This window comes from Terrisporobacter mayombei (assembly GCF_020748465.1).
Taxonomy (GTDB): domain Bacteria; phylum Bacillota; class Clostridia; order Peptostreptococcales; family Peptostreptococcaceae; genus Terrisporobacter; species Terrisporobacter mayombei.
The window spans coordinates 50,747-67,607 of the sequence record NZ_JAHZMP010000009.1 but is presented as its reverse complement, the minus strand read 5'-3'; the positions used below and the strand labels follow the sequence as shown (position 1 = coordinate 67,607).

The following is a 16,861-nucleotide window of genomic DNA, read 5'->3' as shown; positions in this document are numbered from 1 at the left end:
ATAAGAAATAAAGGATTTTATGGTGATATAGATGAAAACAATTTTTTTAGACAAAGAAGAGAAAACAAGAGAGATTGGAAAAAAACTAGGTAAGTTACTTTTTCCAGGTAGTGTGATTTGTTTAATTGGAGATTTAGGAGCGGGAAAAACTACGATGACACAAAGTTTAGCTAAATCTTTAGACGTAGACGATTATATTACAAGTCCAACATTCACTATAGTAAATGAATATGACGGTCGACTACCTTTATATCATTTTGATGTGTACAGAATTGGATGTAGTGAAGAAATGTACGATATTGGATTTGATGAATATATAGATTCGGAAGGTGTTTGTATAATTGAATGGGCAAATATAATTGAAGACATACTACCAGAAGATTATTTAAAGATAGAAATAAATTATAAAGAAAATGGAAGAGAAATGGTACTAACACCATTTGGACAAAAATATGAAGAGATAGTTGAGGAGTTGACTAAATAATGAAGATACTAGGAATAGATACTTCTACCATGGCTGCAAATGTGGCAGTATTAGAAAATGATAAGTTAATTTGTGAATATACTATAAACACAAAAAAAACTCATTCACAAAAACTAATGCCTATGATAGAAAATATGTTAAAGCTTAGTGATATAGAAATTAAGGATATAGATGCCATAGGTATTTGTGTAGGTCCGGGTTCTTTCACAGGACTTAGAATAGGAATGGCTACAGCAAAAGCTATGGCACATGTAAATAATATTCCTTTAATAGGTATAAATTCTCTAGAAATACTAGGTGCTAATATGGATTTCTGTAGCAAAAAAATATGTTCTATACTAGATGCACAGAGAAATCAAGTTTATACTTGTAAATACATAGTTGAAGAAGAGAAAAATAAAGCGTTAGAAGAAATAAGTATAGTGCCAATTGATGATTTATTAGAAGAATTATCAGCTACAGGTGAAGAATGGGTAATGGTTGGTGAAGCTGTTTATAAATATAAAGAAAAAATAGAGGCCATATCAAATATTACTATATCATCTCCATCAAATAACATAACTAAATCAAGCAGTTTATGCACTGTAGCAAAATATAAATTCGAACAAAATATAGACGTGCATAATTGTTATGACATAAATCCAATGTATATCAGAAAATCTCAAGCAGAAGAACAATATGAGGAAAAGCAAAAGAGGTTAAGAGATGGAGAATAATATGATAATAAGATCAATGACAATGGATGACGTGGATGCAGTTTATATAGTAGAAGAAGACTGTTTCATAGATCCTTGGTCAAAAGACTCAATAAAAAAGGAATTAAAAAATAATTTAGCTAGATATTTAGTTGCACAGTTAGATGATAAAATAGTAGGATATGTAGGTGTTTGGTTTGTAGTTGATGAAGGTCATATTACAAATGTGGCAGTTCACAGTGATTATAGAGGCAAAAAAATTGGAGATAAACTTGTAAAAGAAATGGTTGAGTTATGTAAGGAAAATAATATAGTAGCCATGACTTTAGAGGTAAGATCATCTAATACAGTAGCACAAAATTTATACAGAAAGTATGGATTTAAAATGGGCGGTATAAGAAAAGAATATTATAGTGATAACAAAGAAGATGCCATCATTATGTGGAACCAGTTAAAAGAGGTGTAAAAATGAAGGATATAATAACATTATCTATGGAAAGTAGCTGCGATGAAACAGCAGTTGCTATCTTAAAAAATGGTAGAGAAATATTAGCAAATATAGTATCTACTCAAATTGAATTACATAAAAAATTTGGAGGAGTTGTACCAGAGGTAGCCTCTAGAAAACATATAGAAAATATTGATGCTGTATTCCAAGAAGCAATAGATACAGCTAATATTGAACTAGAAGATATAGACCATATATCTGTTACATATGGACCAGGACTTGTTGGAGCTTTACTTGTGGGACTTTCTTATGCAAAAGCATTGGCATTTTCTTTAAACAAACCACTTGTAGGTGTTAATCATATGCAAGGTCATATATGTGCAAATTATATTGAACACAAAGATTTAAAGCCACCATTTATAACTTTAGTTGTATCTGGAGGTCATACTCACTTAGTAGAAGTAAAAGATTATAATAGTTATGAAATACTAGGAAGAACAAGAGACGATGCTTCAGGAGAAGCTTTTGATAAAATAGCAAGAGCTATGAATTTAGGATACCCAGGTGGACCAATAATTGATAAACTTGCTAAATTAGGAAATAAAAAAGCTATAGATTTCCCTAGGGCTTATATAGACGATTCATATGATTTTAGTTTTAGCGGGTTAAAATCAGCAGTGCTAAACTACTTAAATGGTCAGAAAATGAAAAATAAGGAAATTGTAGTGGAAGATGTGGCAGCATCTTTCCAAGAAGCTGTTGTGGAGGTTCTTGCTACAAAAGCAATAAAAGCGGCTTTAGAAAAGAATTATAAAACAATTGCTTTATCAGGAGGCGTTGCAGCTAACTCTGCTCTTAGAGAAAAAATTTCTCAAATGGGGAAAAAGCATGATATAGAAATTAAATATCCAGCATTATCATTATGTACAGATAATGCAGCTATGATAGGCTGTGCAGGATATTATAATTTTATAAATTGTAAAAGAGATGATATGTCTCTAAATGCAGTACCAAATTTAAAAATAGACACAATTTAATTTACAGGAGGAACTTAATATGAGTATACAAAGGTTTGAAGGAAATGGAAGAATGAGTAAGGCAGTTGTATTTAACAATACAATTTACTTATGTGGACAAACTTGTGGAGAAGGAGATATAAAAGAACAAACAGCTGGTGTTTTAGCAAAAGTTGAAGAGTTATTAAATCAATATGGATCAGATAAAAAAAATATATTATCTATAACTGTATATGTAAAAGATATGAAAGATTTCGCTGACATGAACTCAGTTTACGATGAGTGGATAGTAGATGGACATGAGCCAGCTAGAGCTTGTGTAGAAGCAAAAATGGCTAGAGAACAATTATTAGTAGAAATGTCAGTTGTTGCAGCTGTAAAATAGAAAAAAAGTCCCTTTCGGGACTTTTTTTGAGTTAGGAAGTCATGCTTTTTTAAACTAATTCCTCCCAAGCTTCATACAGTGAAGAAAGTTTGTCTTCAAAAGTGATTTTTTCCTGGCTTACATCTTTAGATTTATCTGGATTAGAATAAACTTCTTCTTGGCATAGAAGATTATCTAGTTCTTCTATTTTAGTTTCTAAATCTTCTATTTCTTGCTCAATATTTTTTATTTTATATTTATTCTTTTTTTCTTTTTCGCGTTGTTCTTTTTCTTTTCTTTTTTCTTCTTTTAATTGAGTTTTAGTTTTCTCCTCAACTTCAACTATGGCAGACATTTCTTCAGATTCTCTCTTTTTATTAATATAATAATCATAATTTCCAAGATACTCAGTTATGCCACTTTCACCTAAGACTAATATTTTATCCACAACAGTATTTAAGAAGTATCTGTCATGAGAAATAGTGAATATAGTACCTGTATAACTTTCTAGGGATTCTTCTAAAACTTCTTTAGAATCTATATCTAAGTGGTTAGTAGGTTCATCTAGTAGTAAGAAATTTGCTTTAGATAATATTAATTTAAGAATAGCTATTCTGGCTCTTTCACCACCGCTTAAGGTAGAGATTTTTTTGAACACTTCTTCATCTTCAAATAATAGAGAGCCCAACATATTTCTTATTTCTGTTTGAGTTAGCTTCTCATTACTATCCCAGATTTCATCAATAATAGTATTATCTAAGTTTAAAGTTTTTTGTTCCTGATGGAAGTAAGAAACATTAACATTAGTTCCAAGTTTGAAATCACCACAAATAGGAGTAAGTTCTTTCATTATTATTTTAAATAATGTGGATTTACCAATACCGTTAGGACCTATAAGCGCAACTTTTTCTCCTCTATATATATCGAAATTTACACCTTTAAATAAAACTCTTTCATCATAACTCATGGATAAATCATCAACATGAAGAACATCATTTCCACTTGATATAGAAGGATTAAATTGAATTTTAGCTTTTTTTCTATATGCTTCAGGTTTATGTAAAACATCTATTTTATCTAAAGCTTTCTCTTTACTGCGTGCTCTTTTTAAATGCTTTTCTCTTCCATAGGCTTTTAATCTATCAATAGACTCTTCTTGTTTCTTTAAATCTTTTTGTTGATCTTCATATTTCTTTAATTCAAGTTCTTTTTCAACTTTATATAACTCTATAAATTTAGAGTAATTACCATTATAAGTTTTTAATTTTTTGTTATGAATTTCAAACACTCTATCAACAACCTGGTCTAAGAAATATCTATCATGAGATATTAGCATAACCGTTCCTTTATATTGCTTAAGGAAGAACTCTAGCCATTCTATTGCTTCAGAGTCTAAGTGGTTTGTAGGTTCATCTAGTAATAATAGAGTAGGTTTTTTAAGAAGTAATTTTCCTAAAAGGACTCTAGTTTTTTCTCCACCAGACAAAATATTTATAGGTTTGTCCATATCTTCATCTTTAAAACCTAGCCCTTTAAGAACACCTTTTGCTTCAGACTTATATCCATAACCATTTTTAGAAGCAAAATCTTCTAAAGCATGAGAATAATCATTCATAAGTTTTTCTAAAATAGGAGAGTTACTTTTGCTACCCTCTTCAGCAATTTTATGCTCCAACTCCCTTAAATAATTTTCCATATCTATTAATGGTTTGAAAACCTCTAAAACTTCTTCTAATATAGTGTTATTAGAAAGGAAATTAGTATTTTGTTGTAAATATCCTATTTCACAATCCTTAGAAGTATATATATCTCCATCATCGTATCCATATTCCCCAGATATTATTTTCATTAATGTAGTTTTACCAGTACCGTTTATACCGATAATACCAATTTTATCTCCTTCATTTACTGTAAAGCATATATTTTCTAAAATGGAATCTATTCCGAAACTTTTATACAAATTGTTACACGATAAAACAATCATAAATTTATACCTCCTTGAACTATCTAAAATTATAATGTTTTGGTATAATATAATCAAGAGTGTTATACTATTCACAAAAATAATAATAACAAAACAATTATACTGGGGGTGAACTAATGGCTAATAAAAATATTTCAATGGCCGTTATAAGAAGACTGCCTAAATATTATAGATATTTGGGTGATTTGTTAAGAAAGGATATACAAAGAATCTCTTCTAAAGAGTTAAGTGATATAATTGGATTCACTGCTTCGCAAATTAGACAAGATTTGAACAACTTTGGAGGATTTGGCCAACAAGGATATGGGTACAACATTGAAGACTTACACACTGAAATAGGAAAGATTTTAGGTTTAGATAAGTCATATAGCGCTGTACTTATAGGTGCGGGAAATTTAGGTCAAGCAATAGCAAACTATGCAGGATTTAGAAATGCTGGATTCGAGATAAAGGCACTATTTGATGCTAATCCTAAAGTAATAGGATTAAAAATAAGAGAATTTGAAATATTAGATTCGGATTTTATAGAAGAATATATAAAAGAAAACAATATAGATATCGGAATTCTGTGTGTGCCAAAGAACGGAGCTCAGCAGTTAGCAGATAGACTAGTTAATGCAGGAGTAAAAGGTATTTGGAATTTTGCCCCACTTGATTTAAATGTTTCTAAGGATGTAATAGTAGAAAACGTTAACTTAACTGAAAGTTTATTTACATTATCATATTTAATGAAAGAGGATCTTTTATAAGGATGATAATAAATTAAAAAAAGCTATTCAAATTATATTATATAATTTGAATAGCTTTTTTAATTAGTCTTGTTGTGGAGCTTCCACTGGACAAACACTATTGCATGCACCGCACTCGATACACTCATCTGGATTTATTACGTATATATCATCTCCAGCTGATATGCATTCTACTGGACATTCATCTGCACAAGCGCCACAGCTTATGCAAGCATCACCTATTTTGTAAGCCATTTATAGGTCCTCCTTGTTATGTATAATTATAATGCAATATTATTATAACAAAATTTGATAAAAAAGTACAATGAGAAAACTATATAAAAAAAACTATTCAAGATAATTTATTATCTTGAATAGTTTTTATGTAGATGTTATTCAGATACTATAGCATCGTTTGGACATGCATCAGCACAAGAACCACAATCTAAACATTCGTCTGCATTTATTTCGTATTTATCGTCCCCAGATATTATAGCATCGCTTGGACACTCATCAGTACAAGATCCACAAGCTATACAATCGTCAGTTATTTTATAAGCCATTTTAGTACCCCTCCTTTGTCTTATATAATTAAGTTCATTATAGCAAAATTTACCAAATATAACAACAGAAACTTGGGCTTGTAAAATGGGCTTTTAAGAGTTTATATAAGTGAGCTAAATGGATAATAAATAAGTCGGAAATCTTAAGAAAAGCTCATTAAAAAACCATATATTATATAAAAATTAAATTAAATTGTAATTAAAACTTACTATTTTATAATTTAATTAAAAATTTTTTAAAATTTTTTGTCCTGTAAAAATATAAAATGAAAGGTAATTTGTAGCGAATTATGGGTAAATAATATAATTAATATAAAAAACGTATATAGTTTATACACATATTCGACAAAAAATAAAAAATGTACATTATGAATTTTATTATATTATATAATTTAAATAGTCTGAATATTGAAAAATAACCTGCGGGTTAAATATATGAATATTGAATAAAATTTAACTAAGTAATAATTAGTTTGAATATGATAAGTAAGTTTAATTATTTTAGTGAAAATTAAGGAAAGGTATGGTATTTAAAGTGAAATGCAAAAATTATATGGATAAGGTTTTCCTAAAACTATGAATATCTCATAAATAAAGCCGTTTTACAATATTAAAATTTTCATATGAATGAGTAAGAATTAACAATCTTCTTATTAAAAATCTAACAAATAAATATATTTAAAATAATAGTAGTTATAGTTTTTAACTTTAAAATAGTAAAAACAATAGTGTTAAATATAACATCAATTAAACAAAAATTAAATTATAAATTAAACAAAAATTCAATTGCGCATAGGGATTTTACTATGCTACAATTCAATTGAGAGTAAGGAAAGTATAAAATCTTACCAATTAAATAACAAACATGAATGATAAATAAATTTACTTATTAATTAAGGGGGCTTTATAAAATGTCTAATTACGTACAAGAGTGTATCGAACTTTGTAAGAAAAATAATCCAGGTGAAGTAGAATTTCACCAAACAGTTGAAGAAGTTTTATCTTCATTAGCACCAGTAATGGAAAAACATCCAGAGTATGAAAAAGCTGCTATATTAGAAAGATTAACAGAACCAGAAAGAGGAATAACATTTAGAGTTGTTTGGACAGATGATAATGGTAATGTACAAGTAAATAAGGGATACAGATACCAATTCAATAGTGCAATAGGACCATACAAAGGTGGTTTAAGATTTGCGCCAAACGTTTACCCAGGAATAATAAAATTCTTAGGATTCGAGCAAATATTCAAAAACAGTTTAACTGGTCTTCCAATAGGTGGAGGTAAAGGTGGAGCTGACTTCGATCCAAATGGAAAATCTGATGCAGAAATAATGAGATTCTGTCAAGCATACATGACTGAATTATATAGACATATAGGACCAGAAACAGATGTACCGGCAGGGGATTTAGGTGTTGGTGCTAGAGAAGTAGGATATATGTTTGGACAATATAAAAGATTAGTAAATAGGTTTGAAGGTGTTTTAACTGGTAAAGGACTTTCTTACGGTGGATTACAAGGAAGAACTGAAGCTACTGGATACGGAATAGTATTCTTTGCAAATGCAATGTTAGAAGCAAACGGAGAAAAATTAGCAGGTAAAGAAGTTGCTATATCAGGATTTGGTAACGTTGCTTGGGGTACTGCTCAAAAATTAAATGAATTAGGAGCTAAATTAGTTACAATATCTGGACCAGACGGATATATACATGATCCAAATGGAATAAGTGGAGAAAAAGTTGCATATATGCTTGAATTAAGAAATTCAGGTAAAAATGTATGTGCTCCATATGCTGATAAATTCCCAGGATCTACTTTCGTAGCTGGTAAAAAACCATGGGAAGTAAAAGCTGATTTATATATACCATGTGCTACTCAAAATGAAATATTAATAGATGATGCTAAAACTATAGTTGCTCATGGATGCAAATTCGTATGTGAAGGATCAAACATGTCTTCAACTAACGAAGCAATAAAATACTTACAAGACAATGGAATTATAGTAGGACCTTCTAAAGCTGCTAATGCTGGTGGAGTTGCTTGTTCTTGTATAGAAATGGGTCAAAACTCTGGTAAAACTGTATTTACTCCAGAACAAGTATATGCTCAATTAGAAAACATAATGGTTGGAATACATGATGCTTGTGCTAATGCTTCTCAAACTTATGGATTCGGATATAACTTAGTTGCTGGTGCAAATGTAGCTGGATTCCTAAAAGTAGCTGATGCTATGATGGCTCAAGGTTTAGTATAAAAATATCACAAACGTTTTCTTAGGAAAAGTATAAAGTTTAATATAAAGAGAAAAACAGAAGATAGAAATATCTTCTGTTTTTTAATTGCTAAAAATATTGACATGAAAATGTAAAAGTGATAATCTACTAGAGATATGAAATACTTTTAAATTTAGTCCAGAGAGGCTAAAAAAGGAGGAAAATATGTTAAAATCAAGGAATTTAATCCAACCAGGAGACTTTTCTATTAAAGAAATAGATGAAATATTAAACTTAGCTGAGGATATTATGAAAAATCCATCAGCCTATTCTCGTGTATGTGAAGGAAAATTAATGGCTACTTTATTTTATGAGCCATCAACAAGAACAAGATTAAGCTTTGAAGCTGCTATGAAACGTTTAGGTGGGGAGATAATAGGTTTCTCTGAACCAAATTCTTCATCAGTATCTAAAGGAGAATCATTGGGAGATACAATGAGAGTTGTATCTGGATATGTGGACCTTATAGTTATGAGACATCCTGTTGCAGGAGCGGCAGAAGAAGCTATTAAATACACGAGTGTACCATTCATTAACGCAGGAGACGGTGGAAATCAACACCCAACTCAAACCCTTACTGATTTGCTCACAATAAAATCCCTAAAAGGAACTTTAAGTAATCACACAATAGGACTATGTGGTGATTTAAAATATGGAAGAACAGTTCACTCATTAGTAAAAGCAATGACTAGATATGAAGGTAATAAATTTGTTTTTATATCGCCAGATGAACTAAAAATGCCAGAATATATAAAAGAAAAAATCCAAAGTAATTCATATTGCGAAACATCACATTTAGAAGAATCTTTAAAAAATCTAGATTTACTTTATATGACTAGAATTCAAAGAGAAAGATTTGTTGATAGTGATGAATACGAAAGATTAAAGGATACTTATATACTTGATAAAGAAAAGATGGAACATGCAAAAGAAGATATGTTTGTGCTACATCCTCTACCAAGAATAAATGAAATATCTACAGATGTGGATGATGATGAAAGAGCAGTTTATTTTAATCAAGCTACTTATGGTATGTATGTAAGAATGGCTTTAATTATGAAGCTTCTAGGAGTAGATATAAATAATTAATTATTTTAGTTTTTAGTAAAAGTGAATTTTGAACAAGGTCGTTGCCTGAAGCGGTAGCGAAGGCATCGCGTTGGCGACATAAAGTGTAGCGCCCACGCAGTGGCTTAAGCGAAGTTAATTTTATGGAGGATGAAAAATGTACAAAGTAATTAGAAATGGGTATATTGGGGAAGAAATGTACTTAATGGAAGTAGAAGGAAATTTTAAAGGTGAAATGGGTCAATTTTATATGTTAAGAGCTTGGGATAATTATCCTTTATTATCAAGACCTATAAGCATTCATGATATAAATGAAAATAGTATAAGTTTCTTATATAAAGTTGTAGGAGAAGGAACAAAAATACTTAGTAAATTAAAGCCAGAAGAGACAATAAAATTAGAAGGACCTTATGGTAATGGCTACGGAAAAGTAGAAGGAAAAGTAGCTTTAGTAGGAGGCGGAATAGGAGTTGCACCACTTTATTTAGTTGCAAAAAATATTCCAAATTGTGATGCCTACTTAGGATTTAGAAATGAGCCTATATTAATAGATAAATATAATGAAGTTTGCGATGAAGTAAATGTTGCAGTAGGAAATACATTTGTAACAGACATAATAGATGTAGAAAAATACGATTATATATTAACTTGTGGACCGACACCGATGATGGAAAAACTAGTTAAGATGGTGGAAGGAACAAATACAAAACTATTTGTTTCTTTAGAAAATCACATGGCATGTGGTGTGGGTGCATGTTTAGTATGTACATGTAAAACTAAATTTGGAAATAAGAAAACTTGTAAAGATGGCCCAGTATTTAGAGGAGAGGATGTGATTTTTAATGGCTAATTTAAATGTAAAGTTTAAGGATCTTAATTTTAAAAATCCAGTAATAATGGCATCTGGAACTTTTGGATTTGGGAAAGAATACAATGAAATTTATGATATAGAAAAATTAGGTGGAATAAGCAGTAAGGGACTTACATTAAATCAAAAAGATGGAAATAATGGAATGAGAGTTTTTGAAACTCCATCAGGAATGATGAATAGTGTAGGATTAGAAAATCCAGGAGTACAAGGATTTATAGATAAAGAATTACCTTTCTTCTCGGATTTAGATTTAGTGAGAATAGTTAACCTTGGTGGAGGAACACTAGATGACTATATAAAAGGTGCTGAATTATTAAAAGGAAAGGATATAGATGTAATAGAATTAAATATATCTTGTCCTAATGTAAAAGCTGGAGGAATGGCTTTTGGAATAAAAAACGAAGTTGCAAGAAAAGTTGTTAGAGAAGTTAGAAAAGTTGCAGATAAACCTCTTGTAATAAAATTATCTCCAAATGCTGAAGATATAGTAGGTATGGCTAGGGTATGTGAAGAAGAAGGAGCTGATGGAGTTTCTTTAGTAAATACTTTTAAAGCTTTAGCAATAGATATAAATAAAAGACAACCTGTATTTGAAAATGTATATGCAGGATTATCAGGACCGGCGATAAAGCCAATAGCCCTTAGAATGGTTAATGAAGTTTCTAAAAATATAGAAATACCAGTATGGGGAATGGGTGGAATAACAAATGCAAATGATGCTATAGAATTTATAATGGCAGGCTCTTCTTGTATTCAAGTTGGAACAGCAAACTTTATAAATCCAAGAATAGGACTTGAAATAATAGATGGAATAGAAAAATTCATGAAACAAGAAGGAATTAAGACTCTTGATGAAATAAGAGGAATTATTTAATATAGAAAATTGATTAAAAGTGAAATAATATAAATGAGGTAAATTGGAGGAGTATTAAAATGAGTAAAGTAGATGTAGTTGAAATATTAAAGAAAAGTGATGCATTATTAGAAGGACATTTCTTATTATCATCAGGAAAACATAGTAACAAATATGTACAATGTGCAAAGGTGCTAAGATTCCCAGAGTATGCTGAACAAGTATTAAGTACAGTTGTTGATCAAATAAAAGATTTAGATATAGATTTAGTAGTTGGGCCAGCTATGGGTGGAGTAATAGTTTCTTATGAACTTGGAAGACAACTTAAAAAAGAATCAGTATTTACAGAGAGAAAAGACGGAGTAGTACAACTTAGAAGAGGATTCGAAGTTAAGCCAGGTTCTAAAATAATAATAGCAGAAGATGTTGTTACAACAGGTAAATCAACAATAGAAGCAAAAAAATGTTTAGAAGCTTTAGGTGGAGAAGTAATAGGTGTTGCTTGTATAGCAAACAGAACTAGCGAAGATATAGGAATGCCAATATACAGTGCTATAAAATTAGATATAAAAGTTTATGAAACTGATGAGTGTCCTCTTTGTAAAGAAGGAAAAGAAGAGTTAGTTAAGCCAGGAAGTAGAGAATTTAAAGAGTTAGGAATGTAATTCATAAAAAATACCTAGATAAGTTATTATCTAGGTATTTTTTATGTTCATATATGTGTAAATTAACAAAAATAAGGTATATATTATAAAGGGTATAATTGTAAATTACTTAATTGTAAAAATTAAAGGATAGATTAGATAAAAATAAAAAATAATAATAAATAGATTCAAATGGAAAGGAAAGTAACTATGAATATTATAGAGAAAGATAATAAAATTATATTAGAAGGAATAAGTGACGATTTTGATCCACAACATGTGTTTGATTGTGGCCAATGTTTTAGATGGTTAAAAGAAGAAGATAGTTCATATACAGGTGTAGTACAGGGAAGAGTTATAAATGTAAAAAAAGAAAATGATTTAATCATTTTTGATAATACTAATAAAGAAGACTTTGATAACATATGGTTTGATTATTTTGATTTAGGAAGAGACTATAGTGAAATAAAAAATGAATTAAAAATTATGGATGAATATTTAGAAAAAGCAACAGAATTTGGACAAGGTATAAGAATTTTACAACAAGATGGATGGGAAATGCTTATATCTTTCATAATATCTGCAAATAATAGAATACCGATGATTCAAAGGGCCATAAATAACTTATCAGAAAGATATGGTAAGTTTGTAGGAGAATACAGAGGTAAGAAACATTATGCTTTTCCAACACCTGAGGAATTAAGTCAAGCATCTGTAGAAGATATAAGAGCATGTCAAACAGGCTTTAGAGATAAATATATAAAAAGTGTGGTCGATTATGTTAGTGAAAATAATGAGGATGTTTTATCTTATAGAGAATTGAATACAGATGAATGTATAAATGAATTAGTTAGATTTAATGGTGTAGGGCCAAAGGTAGCAGATTGTATTGCTTTATTTGGAATGCAAAAATACGATACATTCCCAGTGGATGTTTGGGTAAAAAGAGTTATGGAAGAATTTTATGTGGAAGAAAATTTAAGTCTACCTAAAATAAGAAAATTTGCATTAGAAAAGTTTGGTGATCTCGCAGGATTTTCGCAACAATATTTATTCTACTATGCAAGAGAATTAGGAATAGGTAGATAGAACATAAGGAGATGAAAATAATGATATGGTTTTAAAAATCATTTTAGTACTCTTTTATATATTAAGTGTGATTATTTCTATAAAACTTATATTAGAAAATAGAGATCCTTCAAAAACATTAATATGGATTTTGATTTTTATGTTATTTCCAGTCATAGGAATATTAGCCTATGCTGCATTAGGAAGAAATATTAGAAAAATAAAAATGAACAAAGCCTATAAAATGGCAAATAATATGAAAAAAGAAAATCTTTTATTTAACTTGGATGAAATGAAAGAATTAGCACAATGCCAAAGTACAATGATAAAAGAAGGAAAGCTACCCTATAGTAAAAATATAGACTTTAGAGTTTTAAGAGTCGTTAGTTTATTGCTTAATACAGGGATTTTTCCGTTTACTATTAATAATAATGTAGAAATTTATGTGGATGGAAATGAAAAATTTAAAAATTTAATAAAAGATATACGAGATGCAAAAGACCATATTCATTTAGAATACTTTATAATTAAAGACAGTGAAATTGGAGAAAAAATAAAAAAAGAGCTAATAGATAAAGCTAAAGCTGGTGTAAAAATAAGAATAATTTATGATGATGTAGGATGTTGGAGGTTTTGGTTTCATAGAAAATTTTTCAATGAAATGCGAATTTATGGAATAGAAATAATTCCATATTTAAAAGGTAAGATTACAATACCCATAGGTGGACAACTTAATTATAGAAATCATAGGAAGATTGTAGTTATAGATGGAAAAATAGGATACACTGGTGGAATAAATATAGGTGATGAATATATAGGTAAAAATAAAAAATTTGGATACTGGAGAGACACTCATATAAGAATAGAAGGAACTTCAGTTTATATGTTACAGATGATTTTTTTAACAGATTGGTATTACAATACGAAAAAAGTATTATTAAAAGAAAATTTATTTCCTAAGTTAAATGATAAAGGTAGCTGTATGATGCAAATTGTGGCTAGTGGTCCGGATTCAGATTGGGAGTCTATGCATTATGCTTATTTTTATGCTATATGCCAGGCAAAAAAAAGTATCTATATAGAAACACCATACTTTATACCAGATGAAAGTTTGCTAAAAGCTTTAAAATGCGCAGCTTTAAGTGGAGTTGAACTTATTATTTTATTTCCTAAAATTGCAGACCATAAAATTGTAAATATCGCATCATATTCTTACTTCCAAGAAATATTAGAGTCTGGTGGAAAGGTATATTTATACAACAAAGGATTTTTGCATTCAAAAGTTATAATTATTGACAATTTTATGGCATCTACAGGATCTGCCAATATGGACCTTAGAAGCTTTAAATTGAATTTTGAAGTTAATGCCTTTATATATGACGATAATATTATTAATGAAATTAAAAAAGATTTTATGGACGATTTGGAGAATAGTGAGGAATTAGAAAGAAATAAATTTGAGAATAGAAACACGGCTATGAAAATTAAAGAGTCTATAGCAAGACTTTTTTCTCCTTTATTATAAAAAGTATGTTATTTTACATTAAATAGCATACTTTTTAATTTCTTACAACTTATCTTTATGAAAAAATTACTATAAATAATCTTTGCTAGAAAATAGAGTTTATAATTGAAAGAAATTATTTAATCTGCTAACATAGAATTAGTAAACTTTTGGAATAAAAAGGTAAAAAATGTAGGAGTATTATGAATCAAGGGAGAATATTATGGACAGATTTATTAATGATTTTAAAAAATATTATAAGTATGCCATATATTCAGCTAAATCAGAACTAAAAGCAGAAGTAGCTAGCTCTTATTTAAACTGGGTATGGTGGATATTGGAACCATTGTGTTTTATGCTAATATATTCTTTTATATTTGGCGTGGTTTTTAATGCAAGTGAAGAGAATTTTCCCATTTTTATTTTTATAGGTATAATGGCTTGGGATTTTTTTAATAGAAATATGAAAAATAGTGTTAAGATGGTAAAAACTAATAAAGCTATTGTATCTAAAGTTTATATACCTAAATTTGTGTTGATTTTCTCTAAAATGTTAGTTAATGGATTCAAAATGATGATTTGTTTTGCAATAGTAGTTCTTATGATGATTGTTTACAGCGTTTCAATAACGTGGAATATACTATATGTAATACCTATAATGATAACTCTTTGGATTGTAAATTTTGGGTTTATGACAATTTTACTTCATTTTGGCGTTTTTATAGAAGATTTAGCAAATATAGTAAATATAGCACTAAGAGCAGTATTTTATATGACGGGAATTTTTTATTCTATAGAAAGTCGTATAGCATCACCTTACTCAGATATTTTATTAAAATGTAATCCTATTGCATTTTCTCTATCTTCTTTTAGAAATTGCTTATTATATGGAGAACGACCTTCTTTAAAAGTTCTTTTAATATGGACAGTAGTGGGATTAATTATATCAATAATAGGTGTAAAAACAATCTATAAAAATGAAAATAGTTATGTGAAGGTGATATAATGGAGGATAGAAAATTAGCTATAAAAGTAAGTAATTTGAGTATAACTTATAAAAGTATGAAAGCTTATTCAATAAAAAAGAATTTATTGAAATTAAAAAAAGCAAAAGTTAAAGAATTTAAGGCAGTACAAAATGTATCTTTTGATTTAGAAGAAGGTAAAATTCTAGGTATAATAGGTAAAAATGGAAGTGGAAAATCTACGATGCTAAAAGCTTTAGCTGGAATATTTTCTCCAGATGAAGGGTTTATAGATTTACATAATAAATCAGTATCTTTATTATCTATAGGTGTTGGATTTAATAAAAGTTTGACAGGTAGAGAAAATATTCTTTTATCAGGAATGCTTCTTGGATTCTCAGAAGAAGAAATAAGAAGTAAAATGGATGAAATAATAGAATTTGCAGAGCTTGGTAAATTCATAGATATGCCTGTAAAAACATATTCGAGTGGTATGTTTTCAAAGTTAGCTTTTTCCATCACAGCTATATTAGAAACAGATATAATGCTTATTGATGAAGTACTAAGTGTAGGAGATCAAAAATTTAAAAAGAAAAGTTATGCAAAAATGAAAAATCTTATTTCTGATAGAAAGAGAACAGTAGTTATAGTTTCTCATAATATTTCTACCTTAAATGAACTTTGTGATACTGTAATGTGGATGCACGATGGTGTAATTAAAATGATGGGAGAACCTAAGGAGGTTCTTGACCAGTATACAGAATTTATGAAGTAATTAAGTTTACCCTTTCTAATATAGAAAGTGTAAGCTTTTTTTATACTATAAAATATTTTAAATTTTCAATAATGTGGTATAAAAACAAAGTGTAATGATAAATATTTATATAGAAACAAAGGTTCAAAAATAAGTTGAAAATTTTATGAAAATGGTTTATTATTATCTTGTTAGCACTCTAAGATATAGAGTGATAAAAAAATTAATAATAATTAAATTTAATAATATAATTCTATTTTAGGAGGGATAAATTATGAAAATAAGACCTTTAGCAGACAGAGTAGTAATCAAAAAAGTTGAAGCCGAAGAGAAAACTGCAAGTGGTATTATCTTACCAGGTTCAGCAAAAGAACAACCACAAATGGCACAAGTTATAGAAGTTGGGCCAGGAGGTTTCGTAGATGGAAGCGAAGTTAAAATGGAAGTTGAAGTTGGAGATAAAGTAATATACTCAAAATATGCAGGAAATGAAGTTAAAATAGACTCAGAAGAATACATAATCTTAAGACAAAGCGATATATTAGCTGTTATTGAGTAAAAATTAGGAGGGTATGAAA

At 29.0% G+C, this 16,861-nt stretch carries 19 protein-coding genes; 16 read left to right on the top strand and 3 right to left on the bottom strand.

The features are described from left to right. Positions 1-31 precede the first annotated feature (31 nt). The 5 genes from tsaE to K0039_RS18310 are packed head-to-tail and all read left to right on the top strand — an operon-like array spanning position 32 to position 3,028. On the top strand, positions 32-484 hold the full coding sequence (gene tsaE, locus K0039_RS18330) for a tRNA (adenosine(37)-N6)-threonylcarbamoyltransferase complex ATPase subunit type 1 TsaE (protein WP_228106518.1): 453 nt from the start codon (positions 32-34) through the stop codon (positions 482-484). After that, entirely contained in the window at positions 484-1,200 is a 717-nt protein-coding gene (gene tsaB / locus K0039_RS18325; RefSeq protein ID WP_228106517.1) for a tRNA (adenosine(37)-N6)-threonylcarbamoyltransferase complex dimerization subunit type 1 TsaB, read from the top strand. The genes tsaE and tsaB overlap by 1 nt, the downstream gene beginning before the upstream one ends. Then, entirely contained in the window at positions 1,190-1,645 is a 456-nt protein-coding gene (gene rimI / locus K0039_RS18320; protein ID WP_228106516.1) for a ribosomal protein S18-alanine N-acetyltransferase, read from the top strand. Before tsaB ends, rimI begins: the two co-directional genes overlap by 11 nt. 2 nt (positions 1,646-1,647) lie before the next feature. Continuing rightward, positions 1,648-2,664: a tRNA (adenosine(37)-N6)-threonylcarbamoyltransferase complex transferase subunit TsaD gene (gene tsaD, locus K0039_RS18315; protein ID WP_228106515.1), complete on the top strand. Its 1,017-nt coding sequence runs from the start codon at positions 1,648-1,650 to the stop codon at positions 2,662-2,664. Between the two features lie 19 nt (positions 2,665-2,683). Then, a complete protein-coding gene (locus tag K0039_RS18310) occupies positions 2,684-3,028 on the top strand; it encodes a RidA family protein (protein WP_228106514.1) in 345 nt (114 codons plus the stop codon). Between the two features lie 49 nt (positions 3,029-3,077). Here the strand turns inward: K0039_RS18310 and K0039_RS18305 are convergent, their stop codons facing one another. Continuing rightward, the gene (locus K0039_RS18305) at positions 3,078-4,991 is read right to left on the bottom strand and encodes an ABC-F family ATP-binding cassette domain-containing protein (RefSeq protein ID WP_228106513.1); all 1,914 of its coding nucleotides are present in this window, start codon (positions 4,989-4,991) and stop codon (positions 3,078-3,080) included. 116 nt (positions 4,992-5,107) lie between these two features. Between K0039_RS18305 and K0039_RS18300 the strand changes: the two genes are divergently transcribed. Further along, positions 5,108-5,740 (top strand): redox-sensing transcriptional repressor Rex, encoded by a 633-nt coding sequence (locus K0039_RS18300; RefSeq protein ID WP_228106512.1) that lies wholly within the window; start codon positions 5,108-5,110, stop codon positions 5,738-5,740. Positions 5,741-5,803: 63 nt separating this feature from the next. Here K0039_RS18300 and fdxA (K0039_RS18295) read toward each other — a convergent pair whose 3' ends face one another. Further along, positions 5,804-5,974, bottom strand: coding sequence for a 4Fe-4S ferredoxin (gene fdxA, locus K0039_RS18295; protein ID WP_148489767.1), 171 nt, complete (start codon positions 5,972-5,974; stop codon positions 5,804-5,806). 137 nt (positions 5,975-6,111) lie between these two features. Continuing rightward, positions 6,112-6,282, bottom strand: a complete 171-nt coding sequence (gene fdxA, locus K0039_RS18290) for a 4Fe-4S ferredoxin (protein WP_228106511.1) — start codon at positions 6,280-6,282, stop codon at positions 6,112-6,114. 911 nt (positions 6,283-7,193) lie between these two features. Here fdxA (K0039_RS18290) and gdhA point away from each other — a divergent pair. From gdhA to K0039_RS18240, 10 genes are all read left to right on the top strand, one after another. Continuing rightward, positions 7,194-8,537 (top strand): NADP-specific glutamate dehydrogenase, encoded by a 1,344-nt coding sequence (gdhA, locus tag K0039_RS18285; RefSeq protein WP_228106510.1) that lies wholly within the window; start codon positions 7,194-7,196, stop codon positions 8,535-8,537. Between the two features lie 184 nt (positions 8,538-8,721). After that, complete coding sequence (gene pyrB, locus K0039_RS18280) at positions 8,722-9,645, top strand: aspartate carbamoyltransferase (protein WP_228106509.1); 924 nt, start codon at positions 8,722-8,724, stop codon at positions 9,643-9,645. Between the two features lie 136 nt (positions 9,646-9,781). After that, on the top strand, positions 9,782-10,474 hold the full coding sequence (locus K0039_RS18275; RefSeq protein WP_228106508.1) for a dihydroorotate dehydrogenase electron transfer subunit: 693 nt from the start codon (positions 9,782-9,784) through the stop codon (positions 10,472-10,474). Next, a complete protein-coding gene (locus tag K0039_RS18270) occupies positions 10,467-11,369 on the top strand; it encodes a dihydroorotate dehydrogenase (protein ID WP_228106507.1) in 903 nt (300 codons plus the stop codon). Before K0039_RS18275 ends, K0039_RS18270 begins: the two co-directional genes overlap by 8 nt. A 59-nt stretch (positions 11,370-11,428) precedes the next feature. Then, complete coding sequence (pyrE, locus tag K0039_RS18265) at positions 11,429-12,013, top strand: orotate phosphoribosyltransferase (RefSeq protein WP_228106506.1); 585 nt, start codon at positions 11,429-11,431, stop codon at positions 12,011-12,013. A gap of 189 nt (positions 12,014-12,202) precedes the next feature. Then, entirely contained in the window at positions 12,203-13,081 is an 879-nt protein-coding gene (locus K0039_RS18260; protein ID WP_228106505.1) for a DNA-3-methyladenine glycosylase family protein, read from the top strand. A gap of 25 nt (positions 13,082-13,106) precedes the next feature. Next, positions 13,107-14,585 carry a cardiolipin synthase gene (cls, locus tag K0039_RS18255; protein WP_228106504.1) on the top strand — a complete coding sequence of 493 codons (1,479 nt, stop codon included), beginning with the start codon at positions 13,107-13,109 and terminating at the stop codon, positions 14,583-14,585. Between the two features lie 202 nt (positions 14,586-14,787). Next, a complete protein-coding gene (locus K0039_RS18250) occupies positions 14,788-15,570 on the top strand; it encodes an ABC transporter permease (RefSeq protein ID WP_228106503.1) in 783 nt (260 codons plus the stop codon). Beyond that, entirely contained in the window at positions 15,570-16,304 is a 735-nt protein-coding gene (locus tag K0039_RS18245) for an ABC transporter ATP-binding protein (RefSeq protein WP_228106502.1), read from the top strand. Before K0039_RS18250 ends, K0039_RS18245 begins: the two co-directional genes overlap by 1 nt. A 253-nt stretch (positions 16,305-16,557) precedes the next feature. Next, positions 16,558-16,842 (top strand): co-chaperone GroES, encoded by a 285-nt coding sequence (locus tag K0039_RS18240; RefSeq protein WP_018590021.1) that lies wholly within the window; start codon positions 16,558-16,560, stop codon positions 16,840-16,842. Positions 16,843-16,861: the final 19 nt, after the last annotated feature.